The following is a 22,354-nucleotide window of genomic DNA, read 5'->3' as shown; positions in this document are numbered from 1 at the left end:
AAACTTCCAAACGGGCTATAGATCGCCGCATGCAGGATACGCGGTTTGCCTTTGGTCCATTCGTGCTTGATCCGGGTGCGGGAACGCTCCTGCGGAACGATGATCCGGTTGCAGTCGGGCATCGCGGCGTGAAGTTGCTTGCGGCGCTCGTGGAACGGCCAGGTGAAATCCTTGCCAAGACCGAGCTGATGGACGCCGCCTGGCCGGGCACGGCCGTCGAGGAAGGCAATCTCACCGTACAGATCGCACAGCTCAGGAAGCTGCTCGGCCGGGCTGCCGACGGCGGCGAGTGGATTTCAACGGTTCCGCGCATCGGCTACCGTTTCATGGGCAATATCGAGCGGTTGGCGGGCGGGCGAAAGCCGTTGCCGTTGCCGAGCCGGCCGTCGATCGCGGTGTTGCCCTTCGTCAATCTCAGCAACGATCCCGATCAGGATGCCTTTGCGGACGGGCTGACGGAAGACCTGATCACTGATCTCTCCCGGAGCGGTGGCCTGTTCGTCATCGCCCGCAACTCCACCTTTGCCTACAAGGGAAGGGCGATGGACGTGCGCGCGATCGCGGAAGACCTCGGCGTGCGCTACCTCTTGGAAGGAAGCGCACGGCGCGCCTCCGGACGCGTGCGCATCAATGCCCAGTTGGTCGATGCGCTGAGTGGAGAGCACCTGTGGGCCGAGCGCTTCGATCGCAATCTGAAAGACATCTTTGCCGTTCAGGACGAGGTGACGGCGAAGATCGTCGAGGCGCTGCTTGGCCGGCTGCGCACCCCGCCGTCACGCAATCGCCCTAGGAGCCTCGAGGCCTACGATCTCTGCGTGCGGGCGCGCAAGTTGATCGACGATTCGCCGCAGACCGCCCGGGAAGCGCATCTGATGCTCACCCGTGCCGTTTCGCTCGACCCTGATTATGCCGAGGCCTATCGCTGGCTCGCCATGAACCACTGGATGGGGTGGGTGCACTGGGGCGCGCCGATCGAGCCGACCCGCAGCATCGCTCTGGAATTGGCGCGCAAAGCCGTCGCGATCGATCCCAGCGACGCCGGCTGCCGCTGGGTGCTGGCCAACCTGCTTGCCTACGAGCGCAACTTCGCCGAGGCCGACGCCGAGTTTGCCAGGGCCATCGAGCTTGACCCGAACGAAGCCGACACCTGGGCGACATTGTCCGACATCACGGTGCTGGCGGGCCGGGTCGAGGAAGGGCTGGAACACATTCGCAAGGCGTTCCGGCTGAACCCCTATCCGGCAAGCTGGTACTATCTGACCCTCGGCCAGGCGCAGTATGCGGCCGGAGACTACGAAGCCGCGGTCGAGACTTTGCGCAAGGATGAGACCTACCGTACCAGCTCCCGTCGCTTCCTGGCGGCGAGCCTCGCGCAATTGGGGCGGTTCGACGAGGCGCGCGCCGAGGTCGACCTGTTCCTTGTCGCCAACCCGCATTTTACGACCGGTTTCTGGGCGACGACCGAGCCGTTTCGTGACGCAGCGACGCTGGCGCACTTCGTCGACGGCTTCCACAAGGCCGGCCTTCCGGGTTGATGTTTCTCGAGCCTTACCGACCCCAAAACAAGAAACCCCGGCGAGATGTCTCGCCGGGGTTTTCGATAGAAGCTGGGTCGTTCGCCGCTGCCGTTACTCGGCGTCGGCTGTCCTGAGCGCATCGAGTGCCGGCATCGACGTAATGTTGTAGCCGGAATCGACATAGTGGATTTCGCCGGTCACGCCGCGCGAAAGGTCCGAAAGAAGATAGAGGGCCGAACTGCCGACATCGTCGATCGTGACGGTACGGCGCAGCGGCGAGTTCTTCTGCTGCCAGGAGAGCATCGCCCGAGCGTCGGAAATACCGGCGCCGGCAAGCGTGCGGATCGGGCCTGCCGAAATCGCGTTGACGCGGATGCCGCGAACGCCGTAGTCGGCGGCCAGGTAGCGCACGGACGCTTCGAGTGCCGCCTTGGCGACACCCATGACGTTGTAGTTCGGCATGACGCGCATGGAGCCGCCATAGGTGAGTGTCAGCATCGAGCCGCCCTCATCCATCAGCTCGGCCGCGCGCTTGGCGATCTCGGTGAACGAGAAGCAGGAAATCACCATCGTGCGGCTGAAATTGTCGCGCGAGGTGTCGGCGTAGAGGCCCTTCAGCTCGTTCTTGTCCGAGAAGCCGATGGCATGGACAATGAAGTCGAGCTTGCCCCAGCGTTCCTTGATCGCATCGATGACGGCATCGACCGACGCAATGTCTTCGACATCGCAGGGAAGCAGGAAGTCGGAACCGAGTTCGGCCGCCAGCGGCTTGACGCGCTTGCCCAGCGCTTCGCCCTGATAGGTGAAGGCCAGCTCCGCGCCTTGCGCTGCAAGCGACTTGGCGATGCCCCAGGCAATAGAATGGTTGTTGGCCACACCCATGATGAGGCCACGCTTTCCAGTCATCAGTCCCGTCATGGTGTTATCCGTTGTAGCGCTGGAAGACGAGCGTTGCGTTGGTGCCGCCGAAGCCGAAGGAGTTCGAAAGAACCGTATCGATCTTGGCATTGTCGATGCGCTTGCGAACGATCGGAACGCCATCGAATTCCGGGTCGAGTTCGCTGATATGCGCGCTTTCGCCGATGAAGCCGGCCTGCATCATCAGCAGGCCATAGATCGATTCCTGTACGCCGGCCGCACCGAGCGAGTGGCCCGTGAGCGACTTGGTCGACTGGATGTGCGGAATCTTGCTGCCGAACACTTCGCGGATCGCGCCGATTTCCTTGCTGTCGCCAACCGGTGTCGATGTGCCGTGGGTGTTGATGTAGTCGACATCGCCCTTCACGGTCGAGAGCGCCTGACGCATGCAGCGGGCAGCACCTTCGCCCGACGGAGCCACCATGTCGTAGCCGTCGGAGGTCGCGCCGTAGCCGACGATTTCGGCGTAGATCTTCGCGCCGCGGGCCTTGGCGTGCTCCAGTTCTTCGAGAACGAGAACGCCTGCGCCACCGGCAATGACGAAGCCGTCGCGGTTGGCGTCATAGGCGCGCGAAGCCGTCGCCGGCGTTTCGTTGTACTTCGACGACATGGCGCCCATGGCGTCGAACAGGTTGGACATGGTCCAGTCGAGATCTTCGTGACCGCCGGCAAACATCACGTCCTGCTTGCCCCACTGGATCATCTCGGCAGCATTGCCGATGCAATGGGCCGAGGTCGAGCAGGCCGACGAGATCGAATAGTTGACGCCGTGGATCTGGAACCAGGTGGCAAGCGTCGCCGATGCGGTGGACGACATCGCCTTCGGAACGGCGAACGGGCCGATACGCTTGGGGCTGACGTTCTTGCGGGTGATGTCGGCCGCTTCGACGATCGTGCGGGTGGACGGTCCGCCCGAGCCCATGATGATGCCGGTGCGCTCGTTGCGGGCGATGACGGCTTCTTCCAGACCGGAGTCGGCGATTGCCTGCTTCATCGCCACGTGGTTCCAGGCGCCACCCTGCGACAGGAAGCGCATGGCACGGCGATCGACGAGTTCGGTCGGATCGAGCGACGGCGCGCCCCAGACCTGGCACTTGAAGCCGTTCTCGGCGAAATCGGGAGAAAACGTGATGCCCGACTTGGCATCGCGCAACGACGCCGTGACTTCGTCTGCATTGTTCCCGATCGAGGAAACGATGCCGAGGCCCGTGACAACAACCCGTCTCATGGTACTGACCTTTTCTTTATTTCGTTGGCTGCGGAAAGGCCTGGATCTTACTCGGCCTTATCCTTCGACAGGCCGACGCGGAGGTCGGTCGCCTGATAGATAGTTTCGCCATCGGCTTTCAGCCAGCCGTCGGCCGTGCCGAGCACGAGCCGTCCGCGCATGACGCGCTTGAAGTCGATGCCGTATTCGAGAAGCTTGGTGTGGGGACGCACCATGCCCTTGAACTTCACTTCGCCGGTGGAAAGCGCCATGCCGCGGCCGGGCTCGCCGAGCCAACCGAGGTAGAAGCCGGTCAGCTGCCACATGCCGTCGAGGCCGAGGCAGCCGGGCATGATCGGGTTGCCCTGGAAGTGGCAGGGAAAATACCAGTCGTCCGGCCGCACGTCGTATTCGGCGCGCAGGTAGCCCTTGTCGAAGGCTCCGCCGGTTTCGGAGATATCGGTGATGCGGTGGACCATCAGCATCGGCGGCAGCGGCAGCTGGGCATTGCCGGGGCCAAACAATTCTCCACGGCCGCAGGCCAGGATTTCCTCATAGTTGAAGCTGGATTGTCTGGTCGTCATGAATAGATGTTTCCCCGCGTAACAAATTGTGTTGTCCGACCTGCTTTAGAGCAAGTTTGGCTTGAAATGAAGCGTGGCGACCCGGATCTTGCGGTTTTCCGTCCGGTCTCCATCGCTTCAGATGACGATTTCACTCCGCCGTCGCTTACAGGATCAATGTGGGCGCGACCAGAGTTAATTGCCAGCATTCCCCGAGTTTGACCGGTTTTTCGGGCTTTGCAACGCCTGTCAGGGCTGGAATCTATTGAAAGGCGAGGACGTAAAAGTTATATCGCGGAGGAAGTATTGTGAATTTCGCCGGGATACATGGAACGACCCTTGATGACGAAAGCAACAGAAGTGAGTTCGGAAGAAAGGCTTCGCCACTCAGGCCTGCGTCCGACCCGTCAACGCGTTGCCCTCGCCGATCTGATCTTTGCCAAGGGTGATCGCCACCTGACCGTCGAAGAATTGCACGAAGAGGCCGTCATGGCCGGCGTGCCGGTGTCGCTGGCGACGGTCTACAACACGCTGCACCAGTTTACCGAGGCCGGCATGATCCGCGTGCTGGCGGTGGAAAGCGCCAAGACCTATTTCGACACCAACGTGTCGGACCATCATCACTTCTTCGTCGAGGGCCAGAACGAGGTTCTCGATATTCCGGTCAGCAACATCCACATCGACAATCTGCCGGAGCCGCCCGAGGGCATGGAGATCGCCCATGTCGACGTGGTCATCCGTCTGCGCCGCAAGAACGGCCGCTAATAGGGCGGCCACCGTGACGGTGGCCGCGATGGCGATCGATCGCCGCTATTCCGTCACCGTCAGATTGGCGCGCATGCCGGCCTCGTAGTGCCCTTTGATATTGCAAAGGAGCACATAGGTGCCCGGCGCGAGCTTGGCTTTCAGCTGGCCATCGGCTCCGGGCTTCAGCTCGGAAACCTCGCCGAGGCTCTTGAGCTGCTTTTCGTCGACGCGATGCTTGGCCGCGATGAGATTGATCTTCTGGTCGGCTGATTTCAGCTTCACCAGCACCATCTCGTGCTCTTCGGTCATGGCGTCGTTGTGCACCAGGAAGACCGTCTCTCCGGCCTTTATCGTCGACTGGTCGAGTGTCAGTGTCATCGGACCACCCGCTTCACCACCTTCGACGACCTTGACCGTCGTGGCGGCAAATGCCGGCGAGGCCATGCAAAGAAGGGCGAGTGCGGCAAGCTTGTTGTTGAGGAAGCGCATGCGGTATCCCTTTCGCTGGAGCCGCCCGGGTGGCGGCCGACACCGCATCAACTACGCTACCCGTGCTGTCCGGCGCCTGTCATAGGCAGGCGGGTGCCCAAGGCTCACATCACGTCGTCCGGGTCGCGGCCAGGCAATGCCTTGCCGGTCGGCAGCGTCCAACCGAACTTGAGCGCGCCGGCGCGTACGGCAAAGGCCGAGGCCACGCCGAGCGCCGAGGCGGCCACAAGCGGCAGTCCCACCATCGTCGCCAGCACATAGGCGCTGGCGCCGATCAGCGCTGCCGTCACGTAGACTTCCGGCCGCAGCAGCACCGAGGGTTCTCCGGCCAGCAGATCGCGAAGCACGCCGCCGAACGTCGCCGTCAGCATGCCGGTAACGAGCGCGACGCCCGGCGACCCCGTGGCCGCATAGCCTTTCGCCGCACCCATCACGCAATAGGCCGACAGGCCGATCGCGTCGAGCCAGACGAGGACCCGGTAGCGCGAATCGAAGAGATGGGCGGTGAAGAACAGGAGAACGGCGACGGTGGCGCAGACCAGCAGATAGGTCGGGTTCGTGACCCAGAAGACGGGCGTGGCGCCGAGCACGACGTCGCGCATCGTGCCGCCGCCGATGCCGGTGACCGAGGCCAGGAACAGATAGCCGATGATGTCGAGCTGCTTGCGCGACGCCGACAGCGCCCCGGTGGCGGCAAACACGGCCACGCCGGCATAGTCGAGGATTTCGAGGATCGGCATGGGCGCTCCGTTTCAGCCCGATTGGCTCTCGCAGATCATTAGCGCACCGCCAGGATGAAGTCAGGGGGCGAACTGCCATTTGCAGCAGTGGGGCACGTCATGGCTTCCTATTGCGGCAGCACGGCCTGGGTGCGGCCGAGCAGGTAATAGGCAACAAGCCCGGTCCATTCCTTGGCGGCCGTCGTCGTCAGCTGCGCGTTCAGCGAAGGCTGGGTGAAATCGAAGCCAAGCCGCACCTTGCCGTTGGTGCGGTAGTCGGTCGGCCAGGGCAGAACGTCGATGTCGTTGGCGCGGAAGAGCCCGACGGAGCGCGGCATGTGATACGCCGAGGTGACGAGCGCGCACTGTGAAAGTCCGTTTGCCGCCAGCAGGTCCTTGGTGTAGCGCGCGTTCTCGAAGGTGGTGCGCGAATCTTCCTCGCGGATCACCCGATCCGCGGCGATCCCGAAGATGTCGAAGAACGCCTTGGAGGCCAGCGCATCGCCCTCGTAGGCGCCGCTGATCGAGCCGTCGCCGCCGGAGACGAGGATACGCGTTTCGGGATAGCGCTTGGCGAGGCTCGCTGTCTCGATGAAGCGGTCTGCTGCCTGGTTGAGCTCCGTGCCGCCGCGGCTTGCCATCACTTCGTTTTCGAAGGCGCCGCCGAGCACAATGATGCAGGAAAGCGCTGTCGGCGGCGTCGGGCGCGCAAATCGATCCTCGAGCGCTTGCAGGGCGTAGGGGCCAGCGGTGGTGAACAGGCTGACGAAAAGAACCAACGCGCCCAGGCTGCCGAGAACGGCGCCGATGCGTCGCCAGCCGATGGCCGTCGCAAGCAGCCCGGCGATGACGGCGAGCAGCGAGAACGACAGCGGCTGCACAATGAGCCAGTAGATTTTCGAGATCAGAAACATGGCACCAGCTTCTGCGTTCAGCTGCTTAACAAATTATGAATGCATGGCGGCGCGGGCAGATGGTGCGCGCGAAACGGCTGTTCGTGTTCGCGCAAGCTAGCGCATGCATCCTGTTCATCCGAACGTTGCGTGGGCGGCTCCGGCCACCACTTTCATTTGAAGCCGAAAGGAGTATCATCCGCGAGATGACCACGATAGCCGGCTTCCGATCGCAGCTGTTTCGTGCCGCCAACGAGGTCCATGACCTCACCCCGGTGCAGGCACAGCGTTTGCTTGAAGGCGCAGTGGCGCTGATCCGCTGCATGCGCGAGCAGACGGGGATGGAACCGAACACCGAAGCGCCGGACGTGACCAACATCCTGCTGGACATTGCCGGTTCCATACCCAAACGGTCCGAGCGCGAAATCCGCAATGCTCTGCTCGAATCCGCCGACATCATCCGGTTGCTGACGATGATCCTGGATTCGCTGGACGAAATGGCCGCGAACGAAGGTCCCTGAGGACTGGGTACTGATCAATCGAAGGAAGATTTTGGTGGAGCTAAGCGGGATCGAACCGCTGACCTCTTGCATGCCATGCAAGCGCTCTCCCAGCTGAGCTATAGCCCCATATCGGGTTCCGGCTAGGCCGGTCCGGGAAGTTCGTCGAACTGTTGTGCTCGGCGAGTGGCGGCTTATTACTTCCCCTTTTTGAGGATGGCAAGCCGAAAAATGCGTGGCCTGTGGATTTATTTTTTGTCCGGGCCATTTTTCTCCCGTCCGGGCCACTTTGGCCGAGGACGGGAGCATTTCTTTGTCATTTGAAGCGCTTAGACGTCTTCTTCGTCGTCCGACACGCCGATGAGGTCGCTCATGTCGTCGTCGTCGTCTTCGTCGTCGGTCTGCAGGAAGGTGTCGTCATCGTCGTCGCCGTCGATTTCGACGTCGTCGTCGCCGAGATCCGGCAGGTCGTCGCCGCCGGCTGCCTCATCATCGGCATCCTCGAGCGAAACGAGTTCGACTTCGGTGTTCTCTGCATCGACTTCCGTTACGTCTTCTTCTTCTTCCTTCTCGAGCACCTTGGCGACCGAGGTTTCTTCGAAGAAGGACAGCGGATAGGACTTGCCGGTGTAGGGCGAAACGATCGGATCACTGTTCAGATCGTAGAATTTGCGCCCCGTTTCCGGGTCGATGCGCTTTGTTCCAAGTTCCGGTTTTGCCACAGTCAAAGCCTCTTGAATGGCCGGCCGAGCCGGCGCTTGCCGGAAAGCCGGCGGGTGGAAAGGGTATCAAGCTTATGATGATTAGCCGGTCCCCATAATCGTCTTGACCGCATCTGTCAAAGACAAATCGCCAAAGCCCCGGCGTTGCCGGCTTTCCGGCCCTTGCCGCCCCCTGTGGCGATCTCCGTGCGGCCGCGATTTGTGGAACACGCAGCAGGGGTTGTGATAGGAGTGCTGCGGAACGGGCGCGGTTGCGCCTTTCGCCAAGAGCGCCCTTTTTCGGGCCAGAGGATGCCGCATGTCTCATGGATCGGGCCCGAGACCCGCCACCGCCCGAAAGTCCGCCGATCTGCGCGGTTCGATCCGCATTCCCGGCGACAAGTCGATCTCGCACCGGGCGCTGATGCTGGGTGGGCTTGCTGGCGGCGAAACGCGCATTACGGGCCTTTTAGAAGGCGCGGACGTGCTGGCCACCGGCCGCGCGATGCAGGCCATGGGGGCCCGCATCCGCAAGGAGGGTAACACCTTTGTCGTCGATGGCGTCGGCAACGGCGCGCTGCTTGCACCAGAGGTGCCGCTCGATTTCGGCAATGCCGGCACGGGCTGCCGTCTGGTGATGGGGCTGGCGGGCGTCTATGACTTCGAAACGACATTCGTTGGCGACACCTCGCTCAGCCGCCGGCCGATGGCGCGGGTTCTCGACCCCTTGCGCGAAATGGGCGTGCAGGTGAGGGCGGCCGCAGGCGATCGCCTGCCGGTGACCCTTCGCGGGCCGAAGACGCCGACGCCGATCGCCTACCGGGTGCCGGTCGCCTCTGCCCAGGCGAAGTCGGCGGTGCTGCTCGCCGGTCTCAACGCGCCTGGCATCACCACCGTCATCGAACCGGTCATGACGCGCGATCACACGGAACGGATGCTGCAGGCTTTTGGCGCTGCACTCTCTGTCGAGACCGAGATCAGCGGCGTCCGTACGATCCGCCTCGAAGGTCGAGGTAAGCTTACCGGCCAGGAGATCGACGTGCCCGGCGATCCTTCGTCGGCGGCTTTCCCACTGGTCGCGGCCCTGATCGTTCCGGGCTCCGACATCACGATCACCAACGTGCTGATGAACCCGACGCGCACGGGCCTGATCCTGACGCTTCAGGAGATGGGCGGGGATATCGAGGTGATCGACAGCAGCCAGGTTGGCGGGGAAGACGTGGCGGATCTGCGCGTACGGCATTCCGAACTGAGCGGCGTCACGGTTCCTGAAGAGCGCGCCGCCTCGATGATCGACGAGTACCCGGCTCTCGCCATCGCCGCCGCATTTGCCGAGGGTGAGACCGTCATGGCCGGCCTCGACGAACTGCGGGTAAAGGAGTCCGATCGTCTCGCCGCCATCGCCGCAGGCCTGGCGCTCAATGGCGTCGAATGCGAGGAGGAGGCTTCTTCGCTGATGGTGCGCGGCCGTCGAGACGGCAAAGGGCTCGGAAACGCAGCCGGTGCATCGGTCAAGACCCATCTCGATCACCGCATCGCCATGAGCTTTCTGGTTCTTGGACTTGCAGCCGAACATCCGGTCACCGTCGATGACGTGTCGATGATCGCGACAAGCTTTCCTGGCTTCTTGGACCTGATGTCCGGCCTCGGCGCGAGGATCGCGTGAGTTCGACGACGCTGGCAGTGACAATGAGATGGCTGCTGACCCTTGCGGTCGTGGTGCTTCTGACCCTGCTGACGCAGATCGGCGGCGCCGTCTGGCTCGTCACGCGTGCGCTCTTGCGCCGAAGGAGGGCCGGCGTTGCCATGTTCCTCGCGCTCTTTCTCGGCCTCTATGCGGCGGGGACCGCGCTCAGCTATGCCGTTGCGCCGATCTTCGGCCGCGTGCCTCTGCCCTGTTTCGACGACGGCACGTCGCGGCTGAAGATGCAGTCACCGCTCTTCTGCGTCCTGAACCGCCAATATGTCGTTCCGGAACTGAAGGAAGCGGCGACCGCCCTGTCGCGCCATATGGATCAGGCGTTCCCCGAAACGACCACCTTGGCGCTCGACGCCAACTTTCCGTTCTTCGACGGTTTTCCGCTTTTCCCGCATCTCTCCCATTCGGATGGTCGGAAGCTCGATGTCGCATTCTTCTATCAGGATGCCGAGGGCAGCTATAAGGATAGGGCGACCCGCTCGCCGATCGGCTATTTCGCCTTCGAGCAACCGAGAGCGGAGAGCATTCTCCCATGCCGGGATCGCGAAGACCTCTTGACCTTGCGCTGGGACTTGGACTTCTTGCAGTCGCTGTGGCAGCCCTTGCCGCTGGAGGAAGACCGAACCGCAGAGGCGCTCCGCTGGCTCTCGGGCGAGGGGAGCGGTTTCGGCATCGAGAAGATTTTCGTGGAGCCGCATCTGGCGCAGCGACTTGGCGTCGAAGCGGAGTCCATTCGGTTTCAGGGTTGCCGGGCCGCCAGGCACGACGACCATATACATATGCAGGTTGGAAAATGACGTTCACCATCGCCATCGACGGACCGGCCGCAGCCGGCAAGGGCACGCTCTCGCGCCGCATCGCCGAGGAATACGGCTTCCATCATCTCGATACGGGGCTGACCTATCGCGCCACCGCCAAGGCACTGCTCGATGCCGGCCTATCGCTCGACGACGAGGCAGTCGCCGAGAAGGTGGCGCGCGAGGTCGAACTGGCAGGCCTCGATCGCTCGGTCCTTTCCGCCCACGCGATCGGCGAGGCGGCCTCGAAGATCGCCGTCATGCCGGCCGTGCGCCGGGCGCTGGTCGAGGCGCAGCAGGCTTTTTCGCTGCGCGAGCCCGGCACGGTGCTCGACGGCCGCGATATCGGCACGGTCGTCTGCCCGGATGCGCCGGTAAAACTCTATGTCACCGCCTCGCCGGAAGTGCGGGCCAAGCGCCGCTACGACGAGATCATCGGCAATGGCCAGCCGGCCGACTACCAGGCGATTTTCGAGGATGTGAAGAAGCGCGACGAGCGCGACATGGGGCGTGCCGACAGTCCTTTGCGTCCGGCCGAGGATGCGCACTTGCTTGATACGTCCGAAATGAGTATAGAGGCGGCGTTTCAGGCCGCGAAGACTTTGATCGAGGCGGCCCTGATCAAGAAGATCTGAAGAAGAGCCCATCCCAGACACTGTCAGGATCGCCCTTCTTGCATAAGCCTGAAATTCCGTCCACGCGCCGGATTGCTCCTTCAAATGGAGCGGACTGGGTTCAGGCCTGTTCAACACCAGCCCCCGGCGCATGTGCGTCTCGAATGAGATGCATGCAGGAGATTCCATGTCTGCTACCAACCCTACCCGTGACGATTTCGCAGCGCTTCTCGAAGAATCCTTCGCGAAGACCGATCTCGCCGAAGGCTATGTTGCCAAGGGCATCGTTACGGCCATCGAAAAGGACGTCGCCGTTGTCGACGTCGGTCTGAAGGTCGAAGGCCGCATCGCTCTGAAGGAATTCGGCGCGAAGGCCAAGGACGGCTCGCTCAAGGTCGGCGACGAAGTCGAAGTCTACGTTGAGCGCATCGAAAACGCGCTCGGCGAAGCTGTTCTGTCGCGCGAAAAGGCTCGCCGCGAAGAAAGCTGGATGCGCCTGGAAGTGAAGTTCGAAGCCGGCGAACGCGTCGAAGGCATCATCTTCAACCAGGTCAAGGGTGGCTTCACCGTCGATCTCGACGGCGCCGTTGCCTTCCTTCCGCGCTCGCAGGTCGACATCCGTCCGATTCGCGACGTCACCCCGCTGATGCACAACCCGCAGCCCTTCGAAATCCTCAAGATGGACAAGCGCCGCGGCAACATCGTCGTATCGCGTCGTACGGTTCTCGAAGAGTCCCGCGCCGAACAGCGTTCTGAAATCGTTCAGAACCTTGAAGAAGGCCAGGTTGTCGAAGGCGTCGTCAAGAACATCACCGATTACGGTGCGTTCGTCGACCTCGGCGGCATCGACGGTCTGCTCCATGTCACCGATATGGCATGGCGTCGCGTGAACCATCCGTCGGAGATCCTGAACATCGGCCAGCAGGTCAAGGTTCAGATCATCCGCATCAACCAGGAAACCCACCGCATCTCGCTCGGCATGAAGCAGCTCGAGTCGGATCCGTGGGATGGCATCGGTGCGAAGTACCCGGTCGGCAAGAAGATCTCCGGTACCGTCACGAACATCACCGACTACGGTGCGTTCGTCGAGCTGGAGCCGGGCATCGAAGGCCTGATCCACATCTCCGAAATGTCCTGGACCAAGAAGAACGTACACCCCGGCAAGATCCTGTCCACGAGCCAGGAAGTCGACGTTGTCGTTCTCGAAGTCGATCCGACCAAGCGTCGTATCTCGCTCGGCCTCAAGCAGACGCTCGAGAACCCGTGGCAGGCATTCGCGCACAGCCATCCGGCTGGCACCGAAGTTGAAGGCGAAGTCAAGAACAAGACCGAATTCGGCCTGTTCATCGGCCTCGACGGCGACGTTGACGGCATGGTTCACCTTTCCGACCTCGACTGGAACCGTCCGGGCGAGCAGGTCATCGAAGAGTTCAACAAGGGCGACGTCGTTCGCGCTGTTGTTCTCGACGTCGACGTCGAGAAGGAACGCATCTCGCTCGGTATCAAGCAGCTCGGCAAGGATGCAGTCGGCGACGCCGCTGCTTCGGGCGAACTGCGCAAGAACGCCGTTGTTTCGGCCGAAATCATCGCGATCAACGATGGTGGCATCGAAGTGAAGCTCGTCAACCACGAAGACATCACCTCGTTCATCCGCCGCGCTGACCTGTCGCGTGATCGTGACGAACAGCGTCCGGAGCGTTTCTCGGTTGGCCAGGTTGTCGACGCTCGCGTCACCAACTTCTCCAAGAAGGACCGCAAGATCCAGCTGTCGATCAAGGCTCTGGAAATCGCTGAAGAGAAGGAAGCCGTTGCTCAGTTCGGTTCGTCCGACTCGGGCGCTTCGCTCGGCGACATCCTCGGCGCGGCTCTGAAGAACCGCCAGAACAACGAGTAATCGTTGCCTGACATCTGAACTGAAAAACCCGCGGAGAGCGATCTCCGCGGGTTTTTCTTTGTAAGTCCGAAGTGTGAAATCGGCGCGCAGCTTCGGGCGCGGCCTGGTCCGAACCCAAGTCTGAGCCGGTGTCCTAACCGAGACCGCCGAGCCTGCGGTAAAGATCATAGGCGTCGGGCGTTTCCGGTGCCTCGTCCTCCGGCATGGCTTCGCCGGTCGGCTCTCCGTCTTCCGCATTTCCGTCGCTGCCCTCTTGTGCCGTTTCTTCCTCGCCCGTTGCCTCTTCGCCGGAGCCTCCAGGCATGCCGCGCGAATGGTCTTCGCCTTCCACCTCGCCCGCGTCCGTCGGATAGGGGATCATGGCGAAGGGGATGGCCTCACGCGGCAGGCCGTTTTCCACCAGCCTGGCGATCATCTGCTGCACCGTCTGTTCGTCCGTGGCGCGTTGCGGGCGAACGTCCGCGGGTGCGCGCGGCTGGACCGTCTCCTCGGAGCGATCATCCAGGAGCGACGGCAAGCTCGTGTCTGCGGCCGTTGCGGTATGCTGGCGGGCGGCGGCATCGGCGATGCGCGTGCCGGCGTCCTTGGCGGGCGTCTGGGATTGGGTGGCCGGTTCCTCAATCGGTTGCGCCGCCGATCCGGGATCGCCATCGGCCGCGCCAGTAGGCAAGGCCACGCTGTCGCGGATGAGCGTCTTGATCGCCTCGGAAAGCACGCGTGCCGGGCGCACCTCCGGATCGTTGCGGCCGGCGGCAGTGGTTCTGTGGCCGTCTTCCTCGTCGGCATCGGGCAGCGGTCCGTAGGTGCCGTCGGGATCCTCGCCTTCGATCGTTTCTGCCGCCTCTGTCCCATCGGCGCCGTGCGCGTCGAGCGGCGCTGCTGCAGTGTCTTCGGCCGGGGCTTCTATCTCTCCATGCCCGGTCTTCCCGGATTGCAGGGCTTCCTCGGCCTCAGCCATGGGGCCGGCCAGCGATGCGGCTTCCGCAATCTCGCCTTCGCCGGCAAGCAGGGAGGCAGCGCTGCCGATCGGCGTATCGCCTGACGAAGCGCTCTTCGCGCCGTTTGCGCGCGCGTCGCCTCGCTCCGAGGTCTTTTCGCTCCGGCCCTTCGACGACGCTTCGGTTCCGACCGTTTCCAGTTCCTCGCCCCGCGGCTCGGTCACATCGTTGCCGACGCCAAAGGTCTTGCGCAGCACGGCCTGTAGAAGGGCGACTTCACCGCCGAGCGGCGTGCGTGCGGCAGCCTGGCTCAACGGCAGCGCCGGCTGGAGCGAGGGGTTGCGCAGGATGACGTCACGCGCCTGCGCCGGCATGGGTGTCGCAGTGCCGCCCGGCGTGTTCGTGCCGTTGCGGATGGCCGGCAGCTCCGCCAGCAGGCCGACGCGGATTGAAAGATTGCGCCCACCGAGCTGCCGCTCCAAAAGAACCCGGTCGGACGTCGGCATGGATTCGAGGAAGGCGACCAGCCGCCGGACGAAATCGCGCCCACCTTCCTGCGGCAGTGGCGGGAATTTTAGGATGCGCGCCAGATCCTCCATCAGTCGCACCAGCGCGTCCTTCGAAAGGACCTCGCGACCGGACAGATGCCGTGTCAACGCATCGAGGATTTTCTGTATGGCTTCGCCACGCTGGCTGGCGGTCAACGGTGCTGCAGGCTGCAGCGTCCTTGCGGTCGTCTCTTCTGTGCTGGCCGCGGTTCGGGCCGCCTGGATGGGTATCAGCATTCTGGTCTCCATCTCGCTTGACCTCGGTTTGACCAATCGTCGTCGAGCGACGAAACGCGCTTGGGCGCGGTCCGAATTTTCAGCTTGCGCGCGACTTTCTGTTCATCACTTGCGGGTTGGCGCCTCATGCGCGTCGTGGCGAATGGCCAGACAGCCGCGGCTCGGCCGCGGATAGGAGAATCGGCATGATGGTTTGAGATTAGGAGAAAGAGGTTTATGAATTCTTAACCATGTTTCGACGCCCCCGCCTGTCGCGGTCCGGCTTGCGGACGGGTTGGCAAAGCCTATCTTTAAAGGAGCCTTTTTGCAGGCTCGTGCGTTGTCTGTGCCAGGAGTTTCGGATGACAGTCCGTCCCCCAAAAGCCCTAAGCCCGAGCTTCTCGACGGCTGGCGCCTTCAACGTGCTCGAATACGAATTGATGTCCGAGCGCGCCGACGCACTTGGCCGGCATGGCCTCAAGGTCGAAAAGGCGCTCGCCGCGCTTGCGGCGTTAAAGGGCGATGCATCGAGGGACCTGCGCGAGCGGGTCCTCGACGAGGCGGCCGATGCCGTCTGGGCTTTCCTCATTCAGCGAGAGATTTGCGGCCTGCGGGACAGCCGCGATGTGGTTCGTCGCTACGGCATACCCGAGGAGGTCATGGCGCGGCTCGGCATCGTGCGCCGGAAGCCGTCAGAGGCTTAGCGCAGCGAGCCTGTAGAGGCCGTTGTCGTCGAAGCGAAGCAAGGATGGTGCGCCCGCCGCGCGCTGGTCTGCGACATCTTCCATCTCGTCCTTGAACTGGAGCGCCCGCAACTTTTGTTCCTCTTCGTCCAGCGATAGCTTGTCGGCTCTGCGGGTCGGGTCGCTGCGCAGGCTGTCGAGCTGCGCTTCCTCGATCGACTGAGGCTCTGTCGCGCGCGCCAGGCGGTCGACGGCATTTGCGGCTTGAGCGGTGCTTTGCGGCCCCTTGTCGGCCGTTTCGCCAAGCGCGGCCTTCAGCAGGTCGTTTTCGCGGCCGGTTGGATTTTTGAGCGCCTGGATCAACTCGCTCAGAGAAATGCTGAGCTTGTGAAGCCCAAGCGCCTTCTCGACGCCGGCAATGGCGCCGGGGCTCATTTCCTTCAGCTGGTTCTCGATTTCCCTTGCAAAGGCCGCATCGGACTTGAACGTTTCGCGCTCGACGCCGAAGATCTTTCCGACCTCTCGGATGAGCACGGCGCGGTTGTTGCTGGCGTCGTTGCGGGCATGATCGAAGAAGTAGCCGTTGATCTTCTCGTTGGCCGCCTTTTGAGCGCCATCAGGCTTGACCTGCTCCCTCAGGAGCCTGTCGTCCTTTGTGCCCTTGGCCTTTTCCTCTTCCTCCGTCTGCCGCTTCTCGATGTCCCTGAGGATCGAGCCGACCAGATTGGTCGTCGCGGTGGCGGCAGATTGCTGGGTCGGAAGCAGCATGTTTCATCCTGGCAGCACGATGGATCGTTTCGAAACGGTAGGCCTTCGCGGTTAATGCCGGTTTAACTGGCGCTGCCGAGATGTTGGGACACGCGAGCCGGCGATGGCGCGCAAAGCTTCCGCCTCCCGCTGACGCGGGGCCAAAGGGGCGCAGGCGGCACGGCCCGGCCGGGCCTCGATCAGGGCGCTAGAGCGTTTCTTGCGCGTTCACGTGGACGCATCGGCCCTAGCGGTAAGGCGAATAGCAGACCTTGTAGGCGCCACCGTAGCTTAAGAACCGGTTGGTTGCCGGATTGTAGGAACGGTAGCGCGACAGGCACCAGCTGACGTGGGCGTTGCCGCCACCGACATAGCGATCGCGATAGTAGTAGTTGCCGCCGTAGTAACGGCGGGGATAGTCGCGATAGTAGCCGTAACGGGGATAGTAGCCGTAGCGGGGGTAGTAACCGCCGCCATAGTAACCGCCACCGTAGTAGCCGCCCGAGCCGAAATACAAGGTCAGGCCGGAGCCGCCATAATAAGGGCTACCCCATCCGCGTCTGTAGTAGGGGCCTCCCCAACCGCCGCGCCAGCCGTATCCGCCATATCCGCCGTAACGGCGGTGATAATACTGCACATTCTGGACGTCGCCTTGTGCCTTGATCTGAAGGTCGGGCGCCTGAAGCGGCATCGCCTGCACAGGTCCGACGGGGGTGATCAGGGAGGCGGCGGCCAAGCTGCAGCCGATAACGAAATTGCGAAATCCCGTCATTTTGTCCTCGCTTTCGGAAAGCACTGCCTTCCGGTTGTGTCCCTGTCTGTATTACGTTTTCTTTTCTTGGTTTATTCATGGCAACGGGCAAGGAGCGCGTAGCGGAGAGCCACCGGATTTCCGTCCATGCATCGTCTTGTCCAGAATGCGCCGGTCCGTGCCGCGCGTCACTGTAATATTTGCCCTGTCTTCTCGGGATCTGGGCAGCGGAGAATGCGATGCAGTTGAAGTTTGGTACCAGCGGCCTGCGTGGCCTCTCAGAGGAACTGAAGGGTGAGCCTTCGGCTCGCTACGCGACCGCGTTTGCGCGCTATCTTCTGACGTCCGGGCGCAGCCAGCCGGGTGAACCCATCGTGATCGCCCGCGATTTTCGCGATTCGAGCCCGGAGATCGCCGCGGTCTGCGCCTCGGCGCTTGCGCGCGAAGGGCTGCGCGTCTTCGATTGCGGCACGGTGCCGACGCCGGCGCTTGCGCTTTATGGCCGCGAATGCGGAGCCGCTGGCCTGATGATCACCGGCTCCCATATCCCGGCCGATCGCAACGGCATCAAGTTTTATCGGCCGGACGGCGAGATCGACAAGGAAGATGAAGTCGCCATCAGCCGGATTGCCGATGAAATCGCCGGGCAGGTCGCACCCGTCGCGGATCAGGGGATCGGTGAGGATCATGAGTCCCGCGCAGCCACGCGTTTCATGGAGCGGAACCGGCAGTTGTTGCCCGCCGGAGCGCTTGTCGGCCTCAAGGTCGGCGTCTACCAGCACAGCACCGTCGCCCGGGACCTTCTCGCCGAGCTGATCGCCTTCTTTGGCGCCGAGGTCGTCGCCCTTGGACGCTCGGAACACTTTATCCCGGTCGACACCGAAGCCGTGTCCGCTGAAACGATCGAACGGCTTCAGGAGTGGGCCCGCGAACACCGGCTCGACGCGATCGTATCGGCCGACGGTGACGGCGACCGACCGCTGGTCGCGGACGAGAACGGCGCGCCGTTGCGCGGCGATCTCCTCGGGTTGATTGCCTGCAGCTTCCTCGGTGCGACGCGGGCCGTTACGCCGGTCACGTCGAATTCGGGCCTGGAGCGCAGGGAAGGGCTCTCTGTGCTGCGCACCCGTGTCGGGTCGCCCTTCGTGATCGCCGGGATGCAGCAGGCCTTGGACGAAGGTTCGACCAAAGTCGCCGGCTTCGAGGCCAATGGCGGCACGCTGACCGCCAGCCCGTTCGTCGTCAACGGAGCACCCCTCCAGCCGCTGCCCACCCGCGACTGTGTCCTGCCGATCGTCGCTGCACTGGCCGCGGCGGCAGAGGCCAAGCTCTTGCTGTCGGCGATGGCCGCATCCTATCGCCTTCCCGTGGCGCTCAGCGACCGGCTCGAAAACTTTCCGGTCGAGACCAGCGCGCGGCTGATGGCCTATTTGCGCGGCGGTGACGAAAACCTCTCCGCATTTCTGGCGCCGATCGGCAAGGCGGCGGGTGTCAGCGATATTGACGGGCTGCGGGTGACACTCGACGACGGTCGCATCATTCACTTCCGCCCCTCCGGAAATGCGCCAGAGATGCGCTGCTATGTCGAGGCGGATACGGTCGAGGCGGCCGAGCGGCTGCTTTCGAGCGGTCTATCCACAATCCGGCATTGGGCAAAAACCACCTCGAACTGAGTTTTTTGTCCTTCGACACGAAAACTTCAAAAAGCCTGTTGACACTTCGACTCGAGCCTTTTACACACCCGCTCGTCGCCCAGATGGCGGAATTGGTAGACGCGCCAGCTTCAGGTGCTGGTACTCGAAAGGGTGTGGAGGTTCGAGTCCTCTTCTGGGCACCAAATTCCCAAGCCAAATCTTTGATTTGGTTTTGAAAAACCCCGGTTCGCCGGGGTTTTTTTCGTTTCTAGCCTCTGGCCGGACTCCGCGGCGATCTCCTGCCTTCCAATCCTCATTTTCGACCAGAATGGTTGCATGTCGGGATATTTTCGCGCGGTGCGCCTTGAAGCTTGGGTCGGCAGCATTGATATTCTATCGGCAATGAAACGGCAGGCTTTCCGAGCGAGGGCGGCGCCCATGTTATCGTCCGCCGGGGCGGCGGCTTTGAGGAGGACGAAGCGATGTCTGAGACACGTCGCAAGCTGACGACCATATTCTCCGCGGACGTCCAGGACTACACGCGGTTGATGCGCGCCGACGAGGAAGGCACGCTCGCCACGTTGAAGCGCCACCGCGATGCCATGGGACGGCTGATCGAGGCGCATGAGGGCCGTGTCGTCAACACCTGGGGCGATGGGCTGATCGCCGAGTTTCCGAGCGTCGTGGAAGCGCTGCGCACCGCTATCGACGTGCAGAACGAACTTGCCGGCTGCAACGAGAAATGTGCGGCGGACGAGCAGATGCTGTTTCGCATCGGCATCAATCTCGGCGACGTGATCGCCGAGGGCGACGACCTCTATGGTGACGGTGTCAACGTGGCAGCCAGGCTGCAGGCGTCCGCCCCGGCTGGCGGCATCGTCATCTCCAACACCGTGTACGACCAGGTGCGCAACAAGGTCGCCGTCGGTTTCGATTTTCTGGGACCCCTTGAGGTCAAGAACATCGATGGCGGTGTGCCGAGCTATGCCGTGCGCATCGGCACGGACGATCCCCGTCCGGCCTTTGCCGCCGAAACCTTCGGCCGTCGCGTTGAAGCCGCCGCTCCGGAAGCGGCCCAACCGCGCCCTGAGCCGGAACCCGTGGGCGTGATTGCGGCGATCAGGAGCGGATCGCTCCCGGTTCTCTGCATCGTCGCTGCAGGATTGGTCGCTCTCAACCTTTTGACCTGGAACGGAACCTTCTGGTCCGTCTGGCCGATGCTTGGCCTTGCCATCCTGGCCGGCCTTGCCTGGATCAAGGCCAACCCGTGGGTGGATCGCAGCATCGGCATGCTGGTGCTCTCGGGATTGGTGCTTCTCACCATTAATCTCTTGACCTGGCGCGGCGTCTTCTGGGCCGTCTGGCCGCTACTCGCCTTCGCCGTGGTCGGCGGCATCCGCTGGGTCACGCGGCAAGGCCGCAGCCTCGGCTCCTGACGCCTATCCGCGGCTTTCGGAGCCGGCCGGCGAACCGTCGCGCGTCGTCGACTCGTCATCGAGGGCTTTCGGCTCGGCGCCCAGCACTTCGTAGATCTCCAGCGCCGACGCTCGGCCCTTGGCTTGTGCTGTGCCAAGCGGCCGGAAGTGGATCGTGCCACCCGTATGGGCGACGACCGCGCCGCTCGCCATGATCGTCGTGCCGTAGTTCTTGTTCATGCCCTCGAGGCGCGAGGCGACGTTCACCGTGTCGCCCATGGCGGTATATTGCAACCGCTCCTTGGCGCCGACATTGCCGACGACGGCGGTGCCGGTGTGGATGCCGAAGCGCGTGCGGAACTCCGGCAGTCCCTTCTTGCGCTGTGCTTCGTTGAAGATGCTGAGGCGCTGCTGGACCGCGAGCGCGCACCGACAGGCATTCTCCGCGTGTTTGTCGTCCGGTGCAGGCGCGTTCCACATGGCGAAGACCGAATCGCCGAGGAACTGGATGATCGTGCCGTCGTGCTCGCCGACCGTCTCGCTGAAGATGTCGAAATACTCCGACAGCATCGCCACCACCTCCTCGGGCGAATGCCGTTCGCTGAGCGTGGTGAAATCGTAGATGTCGGTGAAGAGCGCGGTGACTTCCTGGCGCCAGGCGGCACGGCCGCTAAAATGTCCGGATTCGATGCCCTTGCGCACCAGCTCCTTCGGCACATAGAGCGCAAAGGTGAAGATTGCGTCGCGGGCTCGGTTCATGGCGCCGCCGAGCGTCGAGATTTCGCTGACATGCGAGGAAACGTCGATCGGGGTGGTGAAGTCGAGGTCCTGCAGCCGGTTGGCGCTGGCGGTCAGCTGGTTGAGCCCCTTGGTGATCAGATGCGCCAGCACCAGCGAGGCGAGCACCGCCAAGGCTACCACGGCCCCGGAAATCGCCAACCCCTGAACGAGCGTCTTGTTGGCGTCCGCCATCAGTTCGTCGAGCGGGGCGGCCACCACGGCCCGGTTGCCGGAGAGAAGCAGCGCGGATTCGAGCGGCATCACCATGACCAGATAGGTGCGGTCACCGACCTGCACGAAATCGGCCTTGCCGGGCGCTGGCGGATGCTGGCGGATGCTCTGGATCAACGGGTCGCTGTCGGCCTGCACGATCGGAGCGTCCTTGTCCTTGGCCGCCATGATACGCCGCATCATCACCCTGTCGGAGTGGATGATCGGCCGGCCGACGGCATCGAGGATGAAAGAGACCGAACCTGCAGTCAGCCGCTCGCGGGCGAGGAAGTCGGTGATCGTATCGAGCACGACATCGGCGCCGATGACGATCTGCGGATTGCCGCGATGCGCCTGCGAGATGGTCATGCCCAGCGTTTCGGTGGTGGCGCTTTCATAGGGCCCGGTCGAGACCGCGGCCTTGCCGTTGACTGCTGCGCGGTACCAGGGCCGGGTGCGCGGGTCGAAGCTCGATGGTGGCAGCCGCCGTTCGGAGAACTGCGTGCCGTCCTTGTCGAGGAAGAGAACGCGCTGGAGCGGCTTGCCGTTCGAATCCCGTTCCATCGAGCGCACCGCAATGGCGGCACCACGGGGCGCGTCGAGCGCCATGCGCCAGGCAACCTGCTTGAGGTCGACGACCTGAAAGAAAGCGCCATTGGGATAGCCGACATAGACCCCATCGATGTGCGGCGAGCGGGTGATGCCTTCGCGAAGCACCGCCACCTTGTCGTTCATGCGCTCAGGCGGGGGCACGAGGAAGGAATTGGCGACGGAGGAGACAAGATTGACGAGGGCGGACGTGTCGCCCGAGAGCACGCCCAGCCGGTCGACAAGGCGGTTCATGAAGCCGCGCATGTTGGCTTCGGCGTCGGCGATCGCGGCGTTGCGCGAGCGATGGTAGTCGAGCCCGACAAGCGTCGCGGAAACGACGATCAGCATGGCGACCATGACGAGGCTGAACAGCGATCGCAGCGAACTGTTCCAGCCATCGCGTGTCTTGCCTTGTCGAGCGCCGGGCGCCGTGTCTACCATCGCGTTTCTCTGAATCCGTAACGATGCCTCGGTGACGACCTTAACGTGCAAGGTCGGTCGCATGTGCAAGAAAAGTTAAATGCGAATCCCATAAAACACGTTAACCGGCGGGATGCACGATCCCGCCGAGATCAGCAGCGGA

The 22,354-nt window shown here is 63.0% G+C and carries 21 protein-coding genes and 2 tRNA genes; 11 read left to right on the top strand and 12 right to left on the bottom strand.

Annotated elements, in window-relative coordinates; all coding sequences use genetic code 11:
- Nucleotides 1–29 precede the first annotated feature (29 nt).
- A complete protein-coding gene (locus JVX98_RS21460; protein WP_205237358.1) occupies nt 30–1,535 on the top strand; it encodes a winged helix-turn-helix domain-containing tetratricopeptide repeat protein in 1,506 nt (501 codons plus the stop codon).
- A gap of 93 nt (nt 1,536–1,628) precedes the next feature.
- Here the strand turns inward: JVX98_RS21460 and fabI are convergent, their stop codons facing one another.
- From fabI to fabA, 3 genes are read right to left on the bottom strand one after another with little or no spacing between them, the layout of a single operon-like run.
- Nucleotides 1,629–2,435 (bottom strand): enoyl-ACP reductase FabI, encoded by an 807-nt coding sequence (gene fabI, locus JVX98_RS21455; protein ID WP_043611851.1) that lies wholly within the window; start codon nt 2,433–2,435, stop codon nt 1,629–1,631.
- Nucleotides 2,436–2,439: 4 nt separating this feature from the next.
- Entirely contained in the window at nt 2,440–3,663 is a 1,224-nt protein-coding gene (gene fabB, locus JVX98_RS21450) for a beta-ketoacyl-ACP synthase I (protein ID WP_192448172.1), read from the bottom strand.
- Nucleotides 3,664–3,710: 47 nt separating this feature from the next.
- Complete coding sequence (gene fabA / locus JVX98_RS21445) at nt 3,711–4,226, bottom strand: 3-hydroxyacyl-[acyl-carrier-protein] dehydratase FabA (RefSeq protein ID WP_043611857.1); 516 nt, start codon at nt 4,224–4,226, stop codon at nt 3,711–3,713.
- 321 nt (nt 4,227–4,547) lie between these two features.
- Here fabA and irrA point away from each other — a divergent pair, with 321 nt between their 5' ends.
- Nucleotides 4,548–4,970, top strand: a complete 423-nt coding sequence (gene irrA / locus JVX98_RS21440; RefSeq protein WP_043611882.1) for an iron response transcriptional regulator IrrA — start codon at nt 4,548–4,550, stop codon at nt 4,968–4,970.
- 45 nt (nt 4,971–5,015) lie between these two features.
- Here the strand turns inward: irrA and JVX98_RS21435 are convergent, their stop codons facing one another.
- The 3 genes from JVX98_RS21435 to JVX98_RS21425 form a co-directional block, all read right to left on the bottom strand.
- Entirely contained in the window at nt 5,016–5,441 is a 426-nt protein-coding gene (locus JVX98_RS21435) for a plastocyanin/azurin family copper-binding protein (protein WP_205237357.1), read from the bottom strand.
- Nucleotides 5,442–5,545: 104 nt separating this feature from the next.
- Nucleotides 5,546–6,181, bottom strand: a complete 636-nt coding sequence (locus tag JVX98_RS21430; RefSeq protein WP_077962782.1) for a trimeric intracellular cation channel family protein — start codon at nt 6,179–6,181, stop codon at nt 5,546–5,548.
- Between the two features lie 107 nt (nt 6,182–6,288).
- The gene (locus JVX98_RS21425) at nt 6,289–7,074 is read right to left on the bottom strand and encodes a YdcF family protein (RefSeq protein WP_205237356.1); all 786 of its coding nucleotides are present in this window, start codon (nt 7,072–7,074) and stop codon (nt 6,289–6,291) included.
- 59 nt (nt 7,075–7,133) lie between these two features.
- On the opposite strand from JVX98_RS21425, the gene JVX98_RS21420 reads away from it, so the two are divergent.
- Nucleotides 7,134–7,574 (top strand): hypothetical protein, encoded by a 441-nt coding sequence (locus JVX98_RS21420; protein ID WP_192448168.1) that lies wholly within the window; start codon nt 7,134–7,136, stop codon nt 7,572–7,574.
- 32 nt (nt 7,575–7,606) lie between these two features.
- Here the strand turns inward: JVX98_RS21420 and JVX98_RS21415 are convergent.
- Nucleotides 7,607–7,682, bottom strand: a tRNA-Ala gene (locus JVX98_RS21415).
- Between the two features lie 200 nt (nt 7,683–7,882).
- Entirely contained in the window at nt 7,883–8,275 is a 393-nt protein-coding gene (locus JVX98_RS21410; protein ID WP_043611865.1) for a TIGR02300 family protein, read from the bottom strand.
- Nucleotides 8,276–8,573: 298 nt separating this feature from the next.
- On the opposite strand from JVX98_RS21410, the gene aroA reads away from it, so the two are divergent.
- From aroA to rpsA, 4 genes are all read left to right on the top strand, one after another.
- On the top strand, nt 8,574–9,920 hold the full coding sequence (gene aroA, locus JVX98_RS21405) for a 3-phosphoshikimate 1-carboxyvinyltransferase (RefSeq protein WP_205237355.1): 1,347 nt from the start codon (nt 8,574–8,576) through the stop codon (nt 9,918–9,920).
- Between the two features lie 23 nt (nt 9,921–9,943).
- A complete protein-coding gene (locus JVX98_RS21400; RefSeq protein ID WP_205237354.1) occupies nt 9,944–10,750 on the top strand; it encodes a hypothetical protein in 807 nt (268 codons plus the stop codon).
- A complete protein-coding gene (gene cmk / locus JVX98_RS21395) occupies nt 10,747–11,385 on the top strand; it encodes a (d)CMP kinase (RefSeq protein WP_192448166.1) in 639 nt (212 codons plus the stop codon). Before JVX98_RS21400 ends, cmk begins: the two co-directional genes overlap by 4 nt.
- Before the next feature lie 148 nt (nt 11,386–11,533).
- On the top strand, nt 11,534–13,258 hold the full coding sequence (rpsA, locus tag JVX98_RS21390; protein ID WP_082005877.1) for a 30S ribosomal protein S1: 1,725 nt from the start codon (nt 11,534–11,536) through the stop codon (nt 13,256–13,258).
- Between the two features lie 133 nt (nt 13,259–13,391).
- On the opposite strand, the gene JVX98_RS21385 is transcribed toward rpsA, so the two are convergent.
- Entirely contained in the window at nt 13,392–14,981 is a 1,590-nt protein-coding gene (locus JVX98_RS21385; RefSeq protein ID WP_205237353.1) for a hypothetical protein, read from the bottom strand.
- A 341-nt stretch (nt 14,982–15,322) separates the two neighbouring features.
- Between JVX98_RS21385 and JVX98_RS21380 the strand changes: the two genes are divergently transcribed.
- Complete coding sequence (locus tag JVX98_RS21380; RefSeq protein ID WP_205237352.1) at nt 15,323–15,664, top strand: DUF6665 family protein; 342 nt, start codon at nt 15,323–15,325, stop codon at nt 15,662–15,664.
- On the opposite strand, the gene JVX98_RS21375 is transcribed toward JVX98_RS21380, so the two are convergent.
- Together JVX98_RS21375 and JVX98_RS21370 are read right to left on the bottom strand one after the other, a co-directional pair.
- The gene (locus JVX98_RS21375; protein ID WP_205237351.1) at nt 15,653–16,411 is read right to left on the bottom strand and encodes a hypothetical protein; all 759 of its coding nucleotides are present in this window, start codon (nt 16,409–16,411) and stop codon (nt 15,653–15,655) included. The genes JVX98_RS21380 and JVX98_RS21375 overlap by 12 nt on opposite strands.
- Before the next feature lie 226 nt (nt 16,412–16,637).
- Nucleotides 16,638–17,162, bottom strand: a complete 525-nt coding sequence (locus JVX98_RS21370; protein ID WP_205237350.1) for a BA14K family protein — start codon at nt 17,160–17,162, stop codon at nt 16,638–16,640.
- Between the two features lie 224 nt (nt 17,163–17,386).
- On the opposite strand from JVX98_RS21370, the gene JVX98_RS21365 reads away from it, so the two are divergent.
- The 3 genes from JVX98_RS21365 (at nt 17,387) to JVX98_RS21355 (ending at nt 20,211) form a co-directional block, all read left to right on the top strand.
- On the top strand, nt 17,387–18,814 hold the full coding sequence (locus JVX98_RS21365; protein WP_205239498.1) for a phosphomannomutase: 1,428 nt from the start codon (nt 17,387–17,389) through the stop codon (nt 18,812–18,814).
- Nucleotides 18,815–18,891: 77 nt separating this feature from the next.
- A tRNA-Leu gene (locus tag JVX98_RS21360) sits at nt 18,892–18,978 on the top strand.
- 279 nt (nt 18,979–19,257) lie between these two features.
- Complete coding sequence (locus tag JVX98_RS21355) at nt 19,258–20,211, top strand: adenylate/guanylate cyclase domain-containing protein (RefSeq protein ID WP_192448161.1); 954 nt, start codon at nt 19,258–19,260, stop codon at nt 20,209–20,211.
- Nucleotides 20,212–20,214: 3 nt separating this feature from the next.
- Here the strand turns inward: JVX98_RS21355 and JVX98_RS21350 are convergent, their stop codons facing one another.
- Nucleotides 20,215–22,212: an adenylate/guanylate cyclase domain-containing protein gene (locus JVX98_RS21350; protein WP_205237349.1), complete on the bottom strand. Its 1,998-nt coding sequence runs from the start codon at nt 22,210–22,212 to the stop codon at nt 20,215–20,217.
- Between the last annotated feature and the right edge of the window lie 142 nt (nt 22,213–22,354).

It is taken from the genome of Ensifer sp. PDNC004, from assembly GCF_016919405.1.
Taxonomy (GTDB): Bacteria; Pseudomonadota; Alphaproteobacteria; order Rhizobiales; family Rhizobiaceae; genus Ensifer.
Note: the sequence above shows the minus strand (reverse complement) of the source record. Positions and strands in the feature narration are given on the sequence as shown.